This window comes from Arthrobacter sp. TMP15 (assembly GCF_039529835.1).
Lineage (GTDB): Bacteria > Actinomycetota > Actinomycetes > Actinomycetales > Micrococcaceae > Specibacter.
Genome location: NZ_CP154262.1, coordinates 375,687 through 391,592, shown reverse-complemented (window position 1 = coordinate 391,592; position 15,906 = coordinate 375,687). Strand labels below are relative to the sequence as shown.

At 58.9% G+C, this 15,906-nt stretch carries 16 protein-coding genes, 1 tRNA gene, 1 pseudogene and 1 riboswitch; of the genes and pseudogenes, 10 read left to right on the top strand and 8 right to left on the bottom strand.

The window, feature by feature from the left end; genetic code table 11:
* The first annotated feature begins 18 nt into the window (after positions 1-18).
* The 3 genes from AAFM46_RS01760 to AAFM46_RS01750 all read left to right on the top strand — a co-directional run bounded on the left by AAFM46_RS01760 (position 19) and on the right by AAFM46_RS01750 (position 3,730).
* Positions 19-705 (top strand): N-acetylmannosamine-6-phosphate 2-epimerase, encoded by a 687-nt coding sequence (locus tag AAFM46_RS01760; RefSeq protein ID WP_343319196.1) that lies wholly within the window; start codon positions 19-21, stop codon positions 703-705.
* A gap of 185 nt (positions 706-890) precedes the next feature.
* On the top strand, positions 891-1,697 hold the full coding sequence (locus AAFM46_RS01755) for an ABC transporter ATP-binding protein (RefSeq protein ID WP_343319195.1): 807 nt from the start codon (positions 891-893) through the stop codon (positions 1,695-1,697).
* Positions 1,694-3,730, top strand: a complete 2,037-nt coding sequence (locus AAFM46_RS01750; protein ID WP_343319193.1) for a YhgE/Pip domain-containing protein — start codon at positions 1,694-1,696, stop codon at positions 3,728-3,730. Before AAFM46_RS01755 ends, AAFM46_RS01750 begins: the two co-directional genes overlap by 4 nt.
* A 21-nt stretch (positions 3,731-3,751) precedes the next feature.
* On the opposite strand, the gene AAFM46_RS01745 is transcribed toward AAFM46_RS01750, so the two are convergent.
* From AAFM46_RS01745 to AAFM46_RS01730, 4 genes are all read right to left on the bottom strand, one after another.
* The gene (locus AAFM46_RS01745) at positions 3,752-4,273 is read right to left on the bottom strand and encodes a histidine phosphatase family protein (RefSeq protein WP_283531365.1); all 522 of its coding nucleotides are present in this window, start codon (positions 4,271-4,273) and stop codon (positions 3,752-3,754) included.
* Between the two features lie 102 nt (positions 4,274-4,375).
* Positions 4,376-5,224 carry a winged helix-turn-helix domain-containing protein gene (locus AAFM46_RS01740; protein ID WP_343320322.1) on the bottom strand — a complete coding sequence of 283 codons (849 nt, stop codon included), beginning with the start codon at positions 5,222-5,224 and terminating at the stop codon, positions 4,376-4,378.
* 683 nt (positions 5,225-5,907) lie between these two features.
* A complete protein-coding gene (locus AAFM46_RS01735) occupies positions 5,908-7,182 on the bottom strand; it encodes an MFS transporter (protein ID WP_283531364.1) in 1,275 nt (424 codons plus the stop codon).
* Positions 7,183-7,713 carry a MarR family transcriptional regulator gene (locus AAFM46_RS01730; protein ID WP_343319192.1) on the bottom strand — a complete coding sequence of 177 codons (531 nt, stop codon included), beginning with the start codon at positions 7,711-7,713 and terminating at the stop codon, positions 7,183-7,185. It abuts the gene before it with no gap.
* A 202-nt stretch (positions 7,714-7,915) separates the two neighbouring features.
* Positions 7,916-8,115: riboswitch (cyclic di-AMP (ydaO/yuaA leader) on the top strand.
* Between the two features lie 3 nt (positions 8,116-8,118).
* Here AAFM46_RS01730 and AAFM46_RS01725 point away from each other — a divergent pair.
* Positions 8,119-8,829, top strand: coding sequence for a transglycosylase (locus tag AAFM46_RS01725; RefSeq protein ID WP_283531363.1), 711 nt, complete (start codon positions 8,119-8,121; stop codon positions 8,827-8,829).
* Positions 8,830-8,948: 119 nt separating this feature from the next.
* On the opposite strand, the gene upp is transcribed toward AAFM46_RS01725, so the two are convergent.
* Positions 8,949-9,587 (bottom strand): uracil phosphoribosyltransferase, encoded by a 639-nt coding sequence (upp, locus tag AAFM46_RS01720; RefSeq protein WP_283531362.1) that lies wholly within the window; start codon positions 9,585-9,587, stop codon positions 8,949-8,951.
* 22 nt (positions 9,588-9,609) lie between these two features.
* Here upp and tadA point away from each other — a divergent pair, with 22 nt between their 5' ends.
* The gene (tadA, locus tag AAFM46_RS01715; protein WP_343319190.1) at positions 9,610-10,104 is read left to right on the top strand and encodes a tRNA adenosine(34) deaminase TadA; all 495 of its coding nucleotides are present in this window, start codon (positions 9,610-9,612) and stop codon (positions 10,102-10,104) included.
* 40 nt (positions 10,105-10,144) lie between these two features.
* On the opposite strand, the gene AAFM46_RS01710 is transcribed toward tadA, so the two are convergent.
* The 3 genes and pseudogenes from AAFM46_RS01710 to AAFM46_RS01700 all read right to left on the bottom strand — a co-directional run bounded on the left by AAFM46_RS01710 (position 10,145) and on the right by AAFM46_RS01700 (position 11,612).
* Positions 10,145-10,618, bottom strand: coding sequence for a hypothetical protein (locus AAFM46_RS01710; RefSeq protein WP_343319188.1), 474 nt, complete (start codon positions 10,616-10,618; stop codon positions 10,145-10,147).
* Positions 10,615-10,824 carry a hypothetical protein gene (locus AAFM46_RS01705; RefSeq protein ID WP_343319186.1) on the bottom strand — a complete coding sequence of 70 codons (210 nt, stop codon included), beginning with the start codon at positions 10,822-10,824 and terminating at the stop codon, positions 10,615-10,617. The genes AAFM46_RS01710 and AAFM46_RS01705 overlap by 4 nt, the downstream gene beginning before the upstream one ends.
* Positions 10,805-11,612, bottom strand: a pseudogene (locus AAFM46_RS01700) (crosslink repair DNA glycosylase YcaQ family protein). Before AAFM46_RS01700 ends, AAFM46_RS01705 begins: the two are co-directional and overlap by 20 nt.
* 253 nt (positions 11,613-11,865) lie before the next feature.
* Here AAFM46_RS01700 and AAFM46_RS01695 point away from each other — a divergent pair.
* From AAFM46_RS01695 to AAFM46_RS01675, 5 genes are all read left to right on the top strand, one after another.
* A tRNA-Ser gene (locus tag AAFM46_RS01695) sits at positions 11,866-11,955 on the top strand.
* Positions 11,956-12,166: 211 nt separating this feature from the next.
* Positions 12,167-12,892: a response regulator transcription factor gene (locus tag AAFM46_RS01690; RefSeq protein WP_283531359.1), complete on the top strand. Its 726-nt coding sequence runs from the start codon at positions 12,167-12,169 to the stop codon at positions 12,890-12,892.
* The gene (locus AAFM46_RS01685) at positions 12,883-14,424 is read left to right on the top strand and encodes a HAMP domain-containing sensor histidine kinase (RefSeq protein ID WP_343319184.1); all 1,542 of its coding nucleotides are present in this window, start codon (positions 12,883-12,885) and stop codon (positions 14,422-14,424) included. The genes AAFM46_RS01690 and AAFM46_RS01685 overlap by 10 nt, the downstream gene beginning before the upstream one ends.
* A gap of 27 nt (positions 14,425-14,451) precedes the next feature.
* A complete protein-coding gene (locus AAFM46_RS01680; protein ID WP_343319182.1) occupies positions 14,452-15,153 on the top strand; it encodes a hypothetical protein in 702 nt (233 codons plus the stop codon).
* A gap of 33 nt (positions 15,154-15,186) precedes the next feature.
* Positions 15,187-15,882: a YcnI family protein gene (locus AAFM46_RS01675; protein ID WP_343319180.1), complete on the top strand. Its 696-nt coding sequence runs from the start codon at positions 15,187-15,189 to the stop codon at positions 15,880-15,882.
* Positions 15,883-15,906 lie beyond the last annotated feature (24 nt).

Sequence of the window (15,906 nt, the reverse complement as noted above, 5' to 3'; positions counted from 1 at the left end):
CCATTCACAGGAGTCACAGTGACGCTTAAATTAACCGATCTTTCTGGGCTCGCCGGGCAGCTTGTTGTTTCTGCACAGGCCTACCCCGGCGAACCCATGCGTGACCCACGTACCATGGCCCAGGTGGCGGCGTCGGCGGTTACCGGCGGAGCGGCCGCTATCCGGGTCCAGGGTATTGCGGACATCCAGTTTGCCCGCGCAGCCGTTGAGGTTCCCATCATTGGGTTGTGGAAGGACGGCCATGAGGGCGTTTTTATCACCCCAACGCTGCGCCACGCCCTGGCCTGTGCCAATGCAGGGGCCCACATCGTTGCCATTGATGGCACCCGCCGTCCGCGTCCGGATGGGCTCACCTTGGCAGAGACTATCGCCGGGATCCACGCCGATTCCAACGCCCTGGTCATGGCCGATTGTGGTTCTTTTGATGACGCTGTTGCGGCTGTCGAGTCCGGAGCTGACCTGATCGGCACCACATTGGCGGGTTATTCCGACGAACGTTCCAAGACGGATGGCCCGGACCTCGAACTCATCGCTGCTATTGCCGCCGCACAGCTGGGCAGGCCCCTGATCGCTGAGGGCCGCATCCACTCGCCCGCCCAAGCCCGCGCAGCTATGGATGCTGGCGCATTCGCGGTGGTTGTTGGTACTGCCATCACGCACCCCACAACCATCACCAGCTGGTTCAAGGCGGCGTTGGAGCACTAGACTCTCACTTCCTAGGCCCCTTCTGCCGTCCTGTTCGACGGCGGAGGGGGCCTTTGCTCGCTCCCTTGAGGTGCCGCTGTGGTTGATCCCATGGCAGAGTGAGGGAGAACAGATCCGTACTTTGCGCGGACGGTTTGGTGCTGATATTTTTGTCACTCTCACCTCGCTGCCAAAGGAACTTTCGCATGCTCACTACCAAGAAGTTACACATCAACGGCAGAAGGCACGTACTACTTCCGGCCACAACCTTGGAAGCACATCGGGGTGAGGTCTTGCTGGTCCAGGCTGACGGGCCGGAGAGGCGCACAGCACTGGCTCTGGCGTTAACGGGGCGGATGAAGCCCACCACCGGATCTGTGGTTCTGGGCCACGACGGTTCCTTGGCCGCTCTGCGCCGTCGCAGCGCCATCGTGGACGCACCAGATATCAACGCACCCGAACATCACCTCACCGTCCGGTCCCTGGCAGCCGAGGATTTGGCGCTAGTGCCGCTGAAATTCCGTGACCGAACCCGTCCAACAGAGTGGCTGGTGAAAAACGGCTTCCGGGATATTTCAAAAATGTGGGTTGAAGAAGTTCACTCGGTCCGTTTGCTGCACCTGCAACTTGAATTGGCGTTGGCCAATCGTGAGGTGGACCTGATGGTGGTGGACTCCCCTGACCGCCACACAGCGGAAGCCGAAAATTGGTTGCCCCTCTTGGAACGGCTGGCTGCGGGATCGCTGGGCCCCCACACAGTCAATGATGAAGACGATAATCCTCGCCCATTGATTGTAGTGGCCGTAGTGAGCCGCATCCCGGCGGAATGGTGCGGTGCCACGGAAGTTGCTGGAAATGCCCTGGCCCCTCCACCCCCGCCCGAGGACAACCCCATAGCGGAGAACAACACAGCGGTGGAGGACAGCCCCGTAGCGGAAGCGAGCCCAGCACCAGCACAGTTACAAACAGCACCCGTTGGAGAAGAATTCAAGGAAGAGGATGGGGAAAAATGACAGTCTTCCGATTGGCACTATCCGAACTCAAGCGCATGACCGGTGGAATCCTGCCAAAGCTCACCATTGTGGCAATGGTGATGGTTCCGCTTCTCTACGGTGCCGTGTATCTCTATGCGAATTGGGACCCGTATGGCAACCTCGACCAACTCAAGGCCGCCGTCGTGGTTCAGGATGAGGGAGCCGTCAGCAAGGATGGCAAGGAACTCCATGTTGGCCAAGACGTGGCAAAGAACTTGGTTGAGGGTCATAAATTCAACTGGCAGCTTGTTACTAGCCCACAGGAAGCCAATGACGGGGTGAAGAGTGGGGAGTTTGCGTTTGCTTTAACAATTCCACAGGACTTTTCAGCCAACCTCGTGTCTCCGGAGAACTTTGATTCGGCCACTCAGGCCATCATGAGTGTGACCACCAATGATGCCAATAATTACCTGCTGACATCCATCGTGGACAAGGTAGCCACGCAGGTTCATGCCTCAGTTGCGCAGCAGGTGGGCGAACAGACCGCCAATTCGTTGCTGACGGGTTATGGCACCATCCATTCTCAGCTGGTAAAGGCTGCAGATGGCGCCCAACAGCTGGCCGAGGGCGCCGCCACGTTGGACAAGGCAGTGGCCACGCTTAAAACTGGCACCGCAGAGCTACTCGCCGGCGCCAACGGCTTAGTAGCCGGGCAGAAAAAGCTGGTGGCTGGCACTACGGAACTTCAGACCGGGGCCGCAGCCCTGGATAAAGGGCTCGGGGAACTAGAAACTAAAACCTCAAACCTGCCGGCAGATACACAGAAGCTATCCGCCGGCGCAGCGGCCGTTTCCGAGGGGAACACAGCATTAAACACTAAAGTGCAAAGTGCCATCGGAACAGCGGAAAAGCTCGATGACGCCGCCACCGCGGCCATCAATGACAAGCTCGCTCAGGCAGTCGCCGACGGTGTGCTCACCAAGGAACAGGCGGCGAAGCTCCGTACTGCCCTGGAATCCTCCGCCACGAGCACCTCGGTCACGGATCTGAAAAAGCAGCTCACGACCGATGCCGCCGACATCCAAAAATTGGCTGACGGTTCTTCGGCTGTTGCCGACGGGGCAGCGAAGTTGGCCGGGGCCACACCTGCCCTGTCCGCCGCCATTGGTCAGGCCCATGGCGGCGCGGGGAAGCTTTCCAGTGGTGCAACCACTTTGGCTCAGGGACAGCTCTCGGCCCAGGACGGCGCCGCGCAACTGGCTGCAGGGGCAAAAAAGCTTGACACAGGTGCAGGGGACCTGGCCGCCGGTTCCAGCAAACTGGCGGCAGGGGCATCGGAGTTATCCACCCAATTGCGAAACGGGGCCGGTTCGGTGCCGGATCCCAATGACAAGGAGAAGGAAAATGCGGCAGGGGTTATTGCCGATCCCATCCGGGTTAACTCGGTTTCCCAAGCCCAAGCGGCCAACTACGGAGCCGGGCTTGCCCCGTTCTTCCTGGTTCTGGCCTTGTGGATTGGGGCGTTCATGTTGGTGCAGGTCATGCGGCCGCTAACGGTGCGGGCGTTGGCATCCAACGCCCCATCGTGGAAGATTGCCGTGGGCGGCTGGTTACCGTTTGCCACTGTCGCCACGGTGCAGGCGCTGCTGCTTTATGCCGTGGTGTACTTTGGTTTGGGCCTGGCGCCCAGTCATCCTTGGCTGACATTGGGGTTGTTACTGTTGGCGTCACTGGCATTTACAGCGCTGATTCAGGGCATTGTGGCGTTGTTGGGCACCCCAGGTAAATTTGTTGTGCTGATCCTGTTGGTGCTCCAGCTGGTCTCATCCGGGGGTACTTTCCCGTGGCAGACCACCCCCGAGCCACTGCACATCATGCATCAGATTCTGCCCATGGGTCACGTGGTGGAGGGGATGCGGCATCTGATTTACGGTGCGGAGCTGGCCCCTCTTGTGCCAATAACTCTGGGGCTGCTGGGCTACATGGCGCTCGGGTTCTTCTTTGCTTGGGCAGCAGTACATAAAAAGAAGACATGGACCTTGAAGACTCTCATGCCAGAAATCGAGGCCTGATCCAGCCCGGGCAATCCAGATCTACCGGGGCACCACAAAGTTTTTCAGCAGGGCGTCCTGCCCATCTAGGGTGGCCCAGTCCCCCGCCTGTTCAAAAACGGCGAAAGCGCTGGTGGGAAACCCGGAGGCCAGGTCCATGTACGCGTCCTGGTCTGATTCACGCGAAGCCAACCGCAGGGCCAGCGATTGGATACCTGGCATGTGGCTGATCACCATGAGAGTCTTCACGGTTTCCGGGACGTGGTTGATAACAGAGAGCATCTGCGTGGCTCCGGCAGCGTAAAGTCCGCTCTCCAACTTAGGCGTTGGGGCCTTATCGCCTAGTTGCTGGCATACCCACGTGCAGGTCTGTCTAGTGCGCAGAGCCGAGGAACACAGGATAAAATCCGGTTCCACCTCATGGTCAACGAGCCATTTACCCGCCAATGGTGCTTCAGTGTGGCCACGCTGTGCCAGTGGCCTGTCATGATCCTCCACACCGAGCGGGAATGCCGCCTTCGCATGGCGCATCAGGATCAGCCGTTTAATGTGGTGTTCGCTCATCCCCACAGTTTAGTGACTCTTAAGGAAGTACGACGACGGCCCTAGTCTGGGGAACCGCCGTCGTATCTCCAAAATCCCGCGGCGCAAGAGAGCGCCGGTACGCTAGATCGAGTATTCCGGGGCGGCCCAGACAACCACTTCGGGGTGCTCGTAGAAGCGGTAGCCTTCGCCTCGGACCGTGCGGACCGTGTTTGCCAGCCGTCCCAATTTGGAACGCAGTCGGCGGATGTGAACGTCAATGGTGCGCTCGTTGGGGACCTCGTCGGCGTTGCTCCACAGACCGCCGAGGAGCTCGTCGCGGCCTACTGTACGGGTCCCGTTTTCAACCAAATAGTTGAGCAATTCAAATTCTTTGAACGTCAAATTCAGTGTCTCGCCGTCAAGGTGGACTTCACGGCGAGCCAGGTCAATCAGCACTCCGGTGGGCCGTTGTTCGGCGGCGGGAATCCTGATTGCTTCTTGGCGTTGGCGGGAGGCCACAGTGGGGTCCCCGAATGTTGAACGCACAACATCCAGTGCGGTTCCAACAGCATCCGACGGCGCAATGGCCACCGCTGCGTAGCTCTGGGCTTGTGGGACAATGCTTTGGGCGTATGCGCGGATGTCTTGGGCAAGCTTGGCCAAGGACGTTCCGGCTGCTGCTGCAGTGTCCTCGTCAACTCCCACGTAGAGAACGAATCCGCGGGCTACGTTATCCGGGCTGACTCCGCGGAGTTTGTCCGCACTTGCCCCTGCAATGACGGCGGTGGGCGCAGTCATGGGGTTGCTGTCCATCCCGGGAACAGCGTGGAGACGCGCCGGTGATGTGCTGGTCTCGGACCGGTAGCTGTTCGCATAACCGGGATGTTCTAGATTCGTGGGACGGGCCGTTGTGGCGGGTCCGGAATTGCGGGCTACCGCTTTAGCGGCATTTCGTACGGAGATGTGGACGTATCCGGATGCTACTGACATTGAACTACCTATGTGTAGGGCCGTACTCAACGGCGCGAATGCTTCCATTGGTTCTGAGGATCCAGAACCTTCGCTGCCCTGTCCTGAGGGCGGGCTCATGAGCCAAGACTGGTAACTGCCACTTTTTGCTGTATCTACATTGCTGTCTCTACGTTGCTGTCTAGATTGCGCGGCGTCCAGGGTGGTGGGTTAAGCCTGCATTCGACAACCACACAGAAACCGTCCTGTCGCTCCAAGGCGGAGCGTTGTAGCGGCTGCACAAGTCTCTGAAGCTGCACAAGTCTCTGAATGGGTGTTCACACCTGCCAGTGTCCTACGTAACAAAGCAAACTTGCAAGTAACATAGGCCCTAAATGTCCATAATATGAGATGCCGAAGAGCATTGTGATGAACGCAACACTGTCGATTTCCTCTCATTCGAATGAAAAATAGCAACTTTTGACGAACATAAGTATGCGAAAAGTATATTTTCGTGTTTTAAATTCTGCAAAAACGCGTTTTATATTGGATGTGTTCAGGAGTGCGGAATGGTCCTTTTGGACTGGGTTCAGCAAGTTCCCCAAGATGTCCGGCAATCTGTCAAACTTTGCGGCGAATTATTCACCGCATAGTCAACAGTCGTTCACTTCATCACCCCCTACGCTCCTTAAGGGTGCCGCTGAGGGAGCGTCCGTTGTGGGCAATTAACGTGCCGAGCGGCGCAGACCGCGCACCATGAAGGACGGACGAAGCGCCTTGACCTGATCACGCAGCCGGATGCTGTTGCGCCTGTTCATCATGATCAAAGCGATAAGACCCGAAAGAACAGCAACCACTGCCGCCATACCTAGCGACCACCGGACTCCGAACTCTGTGGCAATCCAGCCCACTAGAGGGGCTCCAATGGGCGTCCCCCCTTGCAGCACCACCATGTACACGGCAAGGACTCGTCCGCGCATGACCGAATCCGTGCTTAGTTGAACAGTGGTGTTGCACGCATTCATAAACGTCAACGACGTCAATCCCACAAACACCAGAGCCACGGCATACAGGAAGAAGCTCGGCATGAGCGCTGACACACCCACAGTCACCCCGAAGGCCAGCGCGCCGCCCACAATGTAAAGCATCCGCATGGTCCTGCGCCGCGCAGCCAGCAGAGCCGCGGCAAGCGTCCCTACGGCCATCACGGACCCCAGTAGCCCATACTCCCCCGGCCCCAAGTCGAACACCGTGGTGGCCATCAGTGCATTGATGATCTGGAAGTTCATCCCGAACGTGCCCACCATAAACACCAGCACCATGATCATCATTAGATCGGGGCGTTGGCGAATATACGCCAGCCCCTCGCGAATCTGCCCTTTGGCGCGGGGTAGGCGGGTTGGCGGAACTAGTTCGTTGGTGCGCATTCTCCACAGCGAAAAAATCACTGCTACGAAGCTGGCACCATTAATCAGGAAGGCCGGGCCCGTTCCCACAAGGGCAATAACAAGTCCCGCTACGCCAGGGCCGGCAAGGCGGGCCAAGTTGAAGGAAGCGCTATTAAGTGCGACGGCGTTGGGCACGTCCTCTTTAGCGACCACCTCAGAGACGAATGCTTGCCGTGACGGTGCGTCAAAGGCGCTGGCCACACCCAGTAAGAGGGCCAGAACATACACGTGCCAGAGTTCCACGGTGTTCGTGACAACTAATATACCCAACAAAAAAGCACACACACCCATGCCTGTTTGGGTGATCAGCAGCAGCTTACGTTTGTTGACCCTGTCACCCAGCAGCCCCGCATAGGGGCCTAAAAAGACGATGGGAAGGAACTGAAGACCGGTTGTGATCCCTGCGGCAGTTCCAGAGTTATTGGTCAGAATCGTCAGCACCAACCAGTCCTGGGCCACGCGCTGCATCCACGTTCCAATGTTGGAAACAAGTGCACCCGTGACCCAGAGCCGGTAATTGAAAACTTTGAGCGCTCGAAACATCGAACTCATCTATGCGCTCATCTCCTGAAGAATCAGTGCCGCCTCATGCAATGTCTGTCGTTCCTGGGCGGTCAGGGCAGCTACTCGCTGAGCCAACCAGGCCGTCCGCTTGGAGCGTGCACGTAGCAAGGCCGTGGAACCTGAATCAGTGATCTTCACCAACACTTGCCGCTTGTCCAACGGATTTTCTTGTCGGCTCACAAATTCGGCCGCGGTTAACGCATTGACGATCCGCGTCATCGAAGGGGCCTGAATCTGCTCCGCAGCGGCAAGCTGTCCCACCGTCTGGGCGCCACCCATGACTGCGGCGAGAACCGAGTACTGTCCGGGGCTAATTTCCTCCGAGGCTGCCTCCGCCCGCAATCGCCTTGAGGTCCGCATGACGGCGATCCGCAGTTCGGCAGCCAGCGGCCCTGCGCCGATGCCCCGCCATTCATATGGCGCGTACCCGGGCATCCCCGCTTCCCCCGAGATACTGGGCACATCAGCGCCCGGGGGCAAACTTTTTGTTGTCGATCTTGTTGTGATTGGTCCTGTCATTGATGTTCAACTGCCTAAAGAAAAGGGTAAGTAATACCTGCCTTAAGCATAGATCGTTAGCATTGCTAAGTAAATGACGAATTGCTCACCCTAATACAATGGTCGTTACCAAAATGTGACACTAGCGTCTCGTTTCCGTTACGCTCACTAAAGTGCCCGCCGAGCCGACTTTGGCTCTTGGCACTGATGGACGGTTCGCCGAGCTCTGCCGCCGCCCATTTCCCTCCACTAATCAATGGCAGAGACGGGGAACCCAATTTTTTCGGGCCCTTACCCATATGGCAGCCCTTGGGGTTAAGCCAGCGCGGTGCTAGCAGCATTGAAAATTTGCGTCTGGGCACTGCGCGGCCGGATTCTCTAGTCCGTTCCCGACAGCTCACCTCGCAGGCGTAGAGAGGCTCCAACATGTCTGCTGCACCGCAGCGCGGCCGTCGCCGCGCCGAATCAAAGCGCCCAGTTTCCGCGGTTTCCGCGGTGAGCGCCACAGCCAAATACATGGCTGCTGTGGCTGTTCTTGGCGCGGTCTTGGCCGGTGGCGCCGTCGCCCAACAAGTGGGAGCAGCAACGCCTGGTGGACAGAACCTGGCCGGTGTAGTTTCATCAGCAAGCAACTCCACGCCAGCACCATCGGTTTCTGCCCCGCTGGATGCAGCCATCAGTTTCTCAGACCTGAACATCAGCTCAAGCACTTCCGCAACGCCATCCGGAGCCGCGCTTAAGGCCCAAGCCAATGACGTTAAGACAGAGGCAACAGGGAAGGCGGAGAAGGAGCCGGCGGCCTCGCCAACAGCGGCTCCTGCTCCGGTGGATGACCCCGCAGCCGCCCAGTCTTACGCTTCAGGTCAGCTGGGCTCCTTTGGCTGGGGTGCCGATCAGATGAGCTGCCTGACCCAACTCTGGGAACGCGAATCAAGTTGGCTGACATCCGCGGAAAACGCTTCCAGTGGCGCCTACGGCATCGCACAGTCGTTGCCGGCAAATAAAATGGACAGCACCGGCAGCGACTGGGCCAGTAACTACCAAACCCAGATCCGTTGGGGACTTGGCTACATCCAAGCGCGCTATGGGTCCCCGTGTGCCGCATGGGGACACTCAAACGCAGTGGGCTGGTACTAGGCTTCAGTCGTTTCCAGACCCCCACACGAAAAAAGCCGCCGGTTGCGGTTTCGGCCACCGCGCGCGCGGTGGCCGAAACCGCAACCGGCGGCTTTTTTCATCCGGAGCAGGAATGTGGACTAATCCACGACTCCGTAGAGACGGTCACCGGCGTCGCCAAGACCGGGCACAATGTATGAATTTTCGTCAAGGCCTTCGTCAATCGAAGCCAAAACTACGTGGACGTTGTCGCGACCACCATGGGCGGCTTCCAACTTAGCCAGTCCTTCGGGTGCGGCGAGCAAGCAGATGCAGGTGATGTCCGCAGCTCCACGGTCAAAGAGGAACTTGAACGCCTCGATCAGGGTGCCGCCGGTGGCCAACATCGGATCAAGAACGTAGACCTGACGACCGGTGAGGTCTTCGGGGAGGCGTTCGGCGTACGTGATGGCCTCGAGTGTTTCCTCATTGCGCGCCATGCCCAAGAAGCCCACTTCGGCTGTGGGCAGCAGACGGGTCATGCCCTCAAGCATGCCAAGACCGGCACGCAGAATTGGTACAACAAGGGGCGTTGGCTTGGCCAAACCAATGCCAACTGTGGAGGTTACAGGCGTCTCAATATTGACCGGCTCCACCCGCACTCCCCGAGTGGCTTCGTAGGCCAGCAGGGTCACCAATTCCTCGGTGAGCTGACGAAAAACGGGTGACGGAGTGTTCTTGTCTCGAAGGACCGTCAACTTGTGGGCAATAAGCGGATGATCCGCAACCAGTACGCGCATGAATAAAAGCTACCATTGAGCCGTGCCCAACACAGCGAAACCTCACCCAATCGAGATATCCACCACGGCTTTACATGCCCGTTGGATGGACCTTGCCCTTGCCCAAGCACGGCTGGCTTTGGAGACAGCGGATGTGCCGATAGGGGCTGTCGTCTTGGGGCCCGACGGCGAAATCCTGGGTTTGGGGCGTAACGAACGTGAAGCACATGGAGACCCCACAGCTCATGCCGAGGTGCTCGCAATCCGTGAAGCTGCGGCGAAATTGGAGTCGTGGCGGCTGGCCGATTGCACCTTGGTGGTCACCTTGGAGCCGTGCGCCATGTGCGCCGGGGCGATTGTCTTGGCGAGGGTGCCGCGCGTGGTTTTTGGTGCCTGGGATGAAAAAGCTGGCGCAGCAGGATCCGTCTTCGACGTGTTACGTGAACGTCGCCTAAATCACTGGGTTGAAGTGTTCCCGGGGGTGCGTGAGGACGAGTGTGCAGCTCTGTTGAAGGACTTTTTCAGCGGACACCGGTAGCTCCGCTGCCGAAAACACTGCGCCGGGGAATGCCAATGTGTCAGGGAGTCACCACGAGCTCCAGTGCTCGCAGTGCGCAGGAAACCCGCTGAATAGTCTCACTGCGCAGATCAAGGCCTACTCGATTGTTTTTCCCGGTGTCATCACACCAGTCCAGATCATGCGGAGCTGCCGAAACGAGCCAAGTGCCGGGGACGGCAGAATCCGGCACTTCAAAGCGATAAGTGAACCCGCCGGCGTCGTTCATGGGAGCTTTACGGTCCCAAACCAAGTTCCCCACGCTGTCAAAAACCTCAACCTTCACCTGTGCACCTTCGCCGTATTGGGGATCACAGGTTGCATCATTTGCGGAGATGGTGACGGGATCGCCGGGGCTGGCCGTGTCCGTGCTCAGGAACAATGGCGGGGGCATGCAGGGCTGCGAGTCACGTTGCCAAGGGTGGTCTGGTGAACACCCTGCCCCCAGCAAGCGGACGGCAGAGACCGTGAGAATCGCTGTTAGCTTCTGCATCATGAGGACCCCTCTTCCGCGGCGTTGAGCGCGTCAATCCGCTTTTGTCTGCTGGTGGGCGAGTCGAGGCTGAAGGAACGGAAATCGCCCAGATCTTCGCGAATGAACGCCTCAACCTCTTGGATTCTTCGCAGTACCACTTGTATAGGGGCGCCAAAGAGCCAGTGCTCAATGCGTTCCGTGCCTGGATCATACCTTGCCCGGATCATACTGCCATAGACCAATGATTCGCCCTCGGTCCACAATCGGATGATCGGTTAGGTCTGCTTGGAGGGCCAGTGTTGCGCGGAGCGGTTTCAGTCCGCGATCTTCTTGGGCAAAATTATCCGCTGCGTTGCGGCGCAGCAGGAACAATTCCTCGGTCCCTGCCAGCAGCTGGATTTGTTCCTGCTTCGGGACCGGCAAATCAGCTGCGGCGTCAACATCTTCGGCCACCATCCACAGACCATGTGCTTCCTCAGCGCCGGCGTCTGCGAGCGCAACCTTAGTCTGGGCAACGGTGAAGCCCGTGAACCACTGGGTCTGCTTCAAAGTTGCCCCACCGGTCCAGCCCAGATATTTTTTCAGCAGCTTGGCCCGGACTTGTTCCGGGGAGTCCTGCGTAGGCATAGCGCTGTTGGTCAAGCCGCCCGTTGACAGGGACCCGGCGGATTCGACCGTCAGCCTGTAACAGTCCCAGCACTGTGGGCAGCGTTGTTGAGACGCCCTTCTTCTTACCCTGTTCACCCAAATTACGCACGGCTTCGCCGAGCTGCGCTTTGAGTTGCTGGGGCTCCAGCGGACCACCGGCGTTCTGTAGCAACCGGAGGGTTTGCCTCTCCAGCGCGTGGACTTCCGCGCGTGCGACGGCGAGCTTGTCCAAGACCTTCAGCGTCGCCTCTGCTGCCCCTTGGCCCAGCGTCAACGCCCAGGCAAAGTCCTGCGCACCCAGTACATAGGTACAGCCGCGCGCTGGGGGAAGTTCAAGAATGTTCAAGGCAGCGACGTCTGCATCCACCTGTTCGCGGCGGATGCCCGCGCGGGCGAACAGGCTCAGGTAGGGATTGGCCCCGCCCACGGACCGGGCCCACCCTGCGTGTGTAAGAACCGTCGCGGGACTACTTCCTGCAAGTGAACCGTCGAGGCCTTAGTTTGCGCCAGCTCCAGGCACCCAGCGCTGCACTGTCCATAGGCCCATCTTGCACCATGTGCACCCACACCGGCAGTTCCATTTTTGTTGTTGGGCCATGTGCCGGTAAGGTTGACGCGTTGGTGACGTGTCCGAGCGGCCGAAGGTGCAACACTCGAAATGTTGTTTAGGTGAGAGCCTAACGTGGGTTCAAATCCCACCGTCACCGCCATTTGGCAAAACCCCTGCTTCCCTTTTTATAAGAGCAGCAGGGGTTTTGTTTTGCCTGAGGACAGGGTCATTGGCCGCTAACCCGTCATTGGCGTAGGAGCGGCACTGCGGCGCTCCTATTTCCAACCCGCCAAGGAGAAACAGACCAGCAATACAGGGAACACTCGGGTACCACCCAGTGAACATCGGGTTGCGTGCCAGAGGATAGGGTCATGGAACTTTCAACTCCGCCCAAGCTCATCCGGGCCGATGGCGAACCTATCCGTGCCCTCGTTGTAGATGACGAACCCGAGCTGGCCGACCTCATGCGCCGCGGTCTGGAAATCACGGGCTGGGACGTGGCCACGGCACACGACGGCTTTGAGGCGCTGAAGATTGCCCGCGAATTTTTTCCCGACGTGCTGGTTCTTGATGTCATGATGCCTGGCATGGATGGGGTTGAACTGCTGAAAAGAATTCGCACCATCTACCCCGAGATACCGGCACTTTTCCTGACCGCAAAAGACGGAGTTGCCGATAAATTGACCGGTCTGGCGGCCGGTGGCGACGACTATGTCAGCAAGCCCTTCAGCATGAAAGAAGTGCTTCTCCGGCTACACAGGATTGTCCAACGATCCGGCATCACAGCCCCGCAATTCGCACTATTGACGGTGGGTGACTTGACCCTTAATAAGGACACCAAGGCCGTGCAACGTGCCGGCGTGGACATCGCCGTGACAACCACCGAATTTGAGCTGCTGAAGTTCCTGATGGAAAACCCACGCCATGTTCTAAGTAAGGCACGCATCCTTGACCGCGTGTGGAACTACGATTTTGGCGGCCAAAGCAACATTGTTGAGCTTTATATTTCCTACCTGCGCAAGAAGATCGACGTCAATCACGAACCCATGATCCACACCGTCAGGGGTTCCGGTTATGTGATCAAGCCATGTCCCTAGGAAACGCACCTACCAAGGCCAAAAGGCTCCTCCAGCCTGCCTCCTGGCGCCTAAGTACCCGTCTAGTGGCTGTCATGATGGGACTGCTGACTGTCATTTGTGTTCTGGTTGGCATGGTCAGTTATGCAGCCCTGAGCATGACAGTAAACAGCCAGTTGGACTCCACCCTGACGCAGGCGGCCGTCCGCACAACCGCCTTTTACACAAGCTCAAGCACCAGCGGGGCACTGCCTGATCCGCTGAATGCCCGTGCCACCAGCGCCGGTCAGGTGAGCGCGGTCTTGAGCAACGGCGTCGTACATTATGCCGGAATTCTCTCCAGCTCAGGCACGCGGCAGCAGCTGACAAATGCCGACGCCAACATTCTCGCCGAGCTCTCAACCAACGGCGATTTCAGCAGCCGCACCCTGTCCATCGGGGAATACCGGCTGCAAGCCCAGGCAATCCCCAATGGCGACATCCTCATCACGGGCCTGCCTCTGGCCGCCACCGAGCAAACCCTCTCCACGCTGGTGCTCTCGATTGTGCTTGTCTCCGTGGCCGGGCTCATGGCGCTGGGGTGGGCTGGAACCGTCATCATCCGCCGCAACATGCGCCCACTGGGTCAGCTTTCGGAAACTGCCACGAAAATTTCAACGCTAAGGCTCGACGCCGGAGAGGTTGCCTTGGGCCCTAGGGTTCCCGATACGGCTGCCCACCCCGGCACTGAAGTGGGCAATGTGGGAAATGCGTTTAACGCCATGCTTGAGAATGTATCCAACGCCCTGGAAGCACGGCAGCGCAGTGAAACGAAACTCCGGAGATTTGTGGCTGATGCCAGCCATGAATTACGCACACCGTTGACAGCAATCCGCGGCTATGCGGAGCTATTGTCAATGACCGAACCCCTCAGTGCGGAGGGACAAACAGCGTTGGGCCGGGTGCAGGACCAATCGGTGCGAATGAGCCGTCTCGTGGAGGACCTGCTAACGCTTGCCCGGCTGGATGAGGCGCAACAGTCAACCAACGGTATGGACACCTCCACAAAAACCATGGGCGTCCCCACCACTGTCAATTTGAGCCCCCTTGTCATGGAGGCCGTGCGTGACGTTCAAGTCTCCACCCCCAGCCACCACTGGAGCATCGCCGTGCCCAATGAGCCGATGGAAGTCATGGGCGGGGACACCGAACTGCGCCAGGTCCTGCTGAATCTGCTCTCCAACGCCGCCAAACATACTCCGCCAGGAACGGCGGTTCACACCTCTCTGTCCCGCGATCCGCACGGCTATGCCCTGCTAGAGGTCAGTGATAACGGCCCCGGCATCGATCCGGCATTTCAAAAAATCATCTTTGACAGGTTTTCGCGGGCTGACAAGGCACGCACAGGCACAACAGGCAGCACCGGGTTGGGTTTAAGTATTGTGCAGGCCATTTTGCGCGCTCACCGCGGGACAGTGGAGGTTTCCAGCGTCCCAAAAAACACAGTATTTACTGTGCGGCTCCCACCGCTCACGCCTCCGGTGGTCAATCAAAGCTTTTCTTCTATAAGCTAGGACAGTTAGCCAATCGAAAGGAGCAGTGTGAGGCACTCTCCTTTCAGACTGCTCCGAACCACTGTGGTGGGTGCCACCGTGTTCGGGTTAGCTGCCGGCGCACACATCGTAGGCGGGGGCGCACTGCCAGGGCCGGCGATCTTGGCCGCTATTTTGGCCCTGCATATCCTCTGCTCAACTGTGGCCACTAAATTTCGACTAACGCCCCTTGCCATGATTGCTTTGCTGGCCAGTAGCCAAATTGTCTTGCACCAGGGGTTTGAAACACTTTCCCACAGCTTCAAGCCGGGCACCGCTGCCGGAAGTGGCTCAGCTGAGTCGCACGCCATGAGCCACCATGGAATGTCTGCGCAGGAGCACGCGGCTGCCATGATGCCACAGGCGCCACCGCTGAGCCCCCCTGGCCTCGAGCAGATCGGCCATGCAGGGGACATGTCCGGCTGGATGCTGGCCGCACACGTTGGCGCAACACTGGCTGCTGCCCTCATTCTTGCCTACGGCGAGACCGTCCTTTGGTCCCTCGCAAACTGGTTGCGACCGCTGTACCGGCGTGCCGACGTCGTCCTGGATTTACCCGTACAGACTGCGCGCCCAACTATTGTCCCGCGCATGCTGCCGCGCCTTCCCTGGCGAAACGTTCCCCCTGATACGCAACGCGGCCCGCCTGCGTCCGTGGCACTTTTCGCTTCCCACCCTTCGAGTTCATTGCGGGGTGGCCATCTCCCGTAAATTTGCGCTTCTGCGCGTTCGAAAGGTTTCACCATGCGTTTTTCCCGTACCCTCAAGTCCACCGTTGCCCTAGGCGCCACCGCCGGAATGATGATGCTCGGCTTGGGTGCCGCGTCCGCGCACGTCTCCGCCACCCCCTCCGAGACAGCGGCCGGGGCATACTCGCTGGTCACTTTCGCTGTAGGCCACGGTTGCGACGGCTCACCCACCACGGCAATCACCATCAGCCTGCCGGAGGAGCTCACCGATGCCACCCCCACCGTGAACCCCAACTGGACCATCAGTAAATCCATGCAAAAGTTGGACACCCCGATCACGTTGCCCAATGGCAGCAAGGTCAGCGAGCGCACCGGGTCCATCACCTACACGGCCAAGACCCCGTTGATAGACCACGAGCGCGACACCTTCACGCTGTCCCTAAAATTGCCCGAAACCGTTGGAACCACTCTGCATTTCCCCACCCTGCAGAAGTGCGAGAAAGGGCAGACCGACTGGAAGGAAATTCCTGCAGCGGGCGCCGATCATGACTCCGTGGATTCCCCTGCCCCGGAAGTGACCGTTACGGCAGCTGTTGCGGGCGATGGGCACGGCGTCCAGGCTGATGCGGCACAGGTGACTGAAGCGAACGACGCCGGATCTTCCTGGCCGGCATGGCTAGGCTTGGGCGCCGGCCTGGCTGGGTTGATTTTGGGTGGCTTGGCATTCCTGCGCACCACCCGCAAGGCATAACCGTTTCCTGAGCGTGCGGGCCCG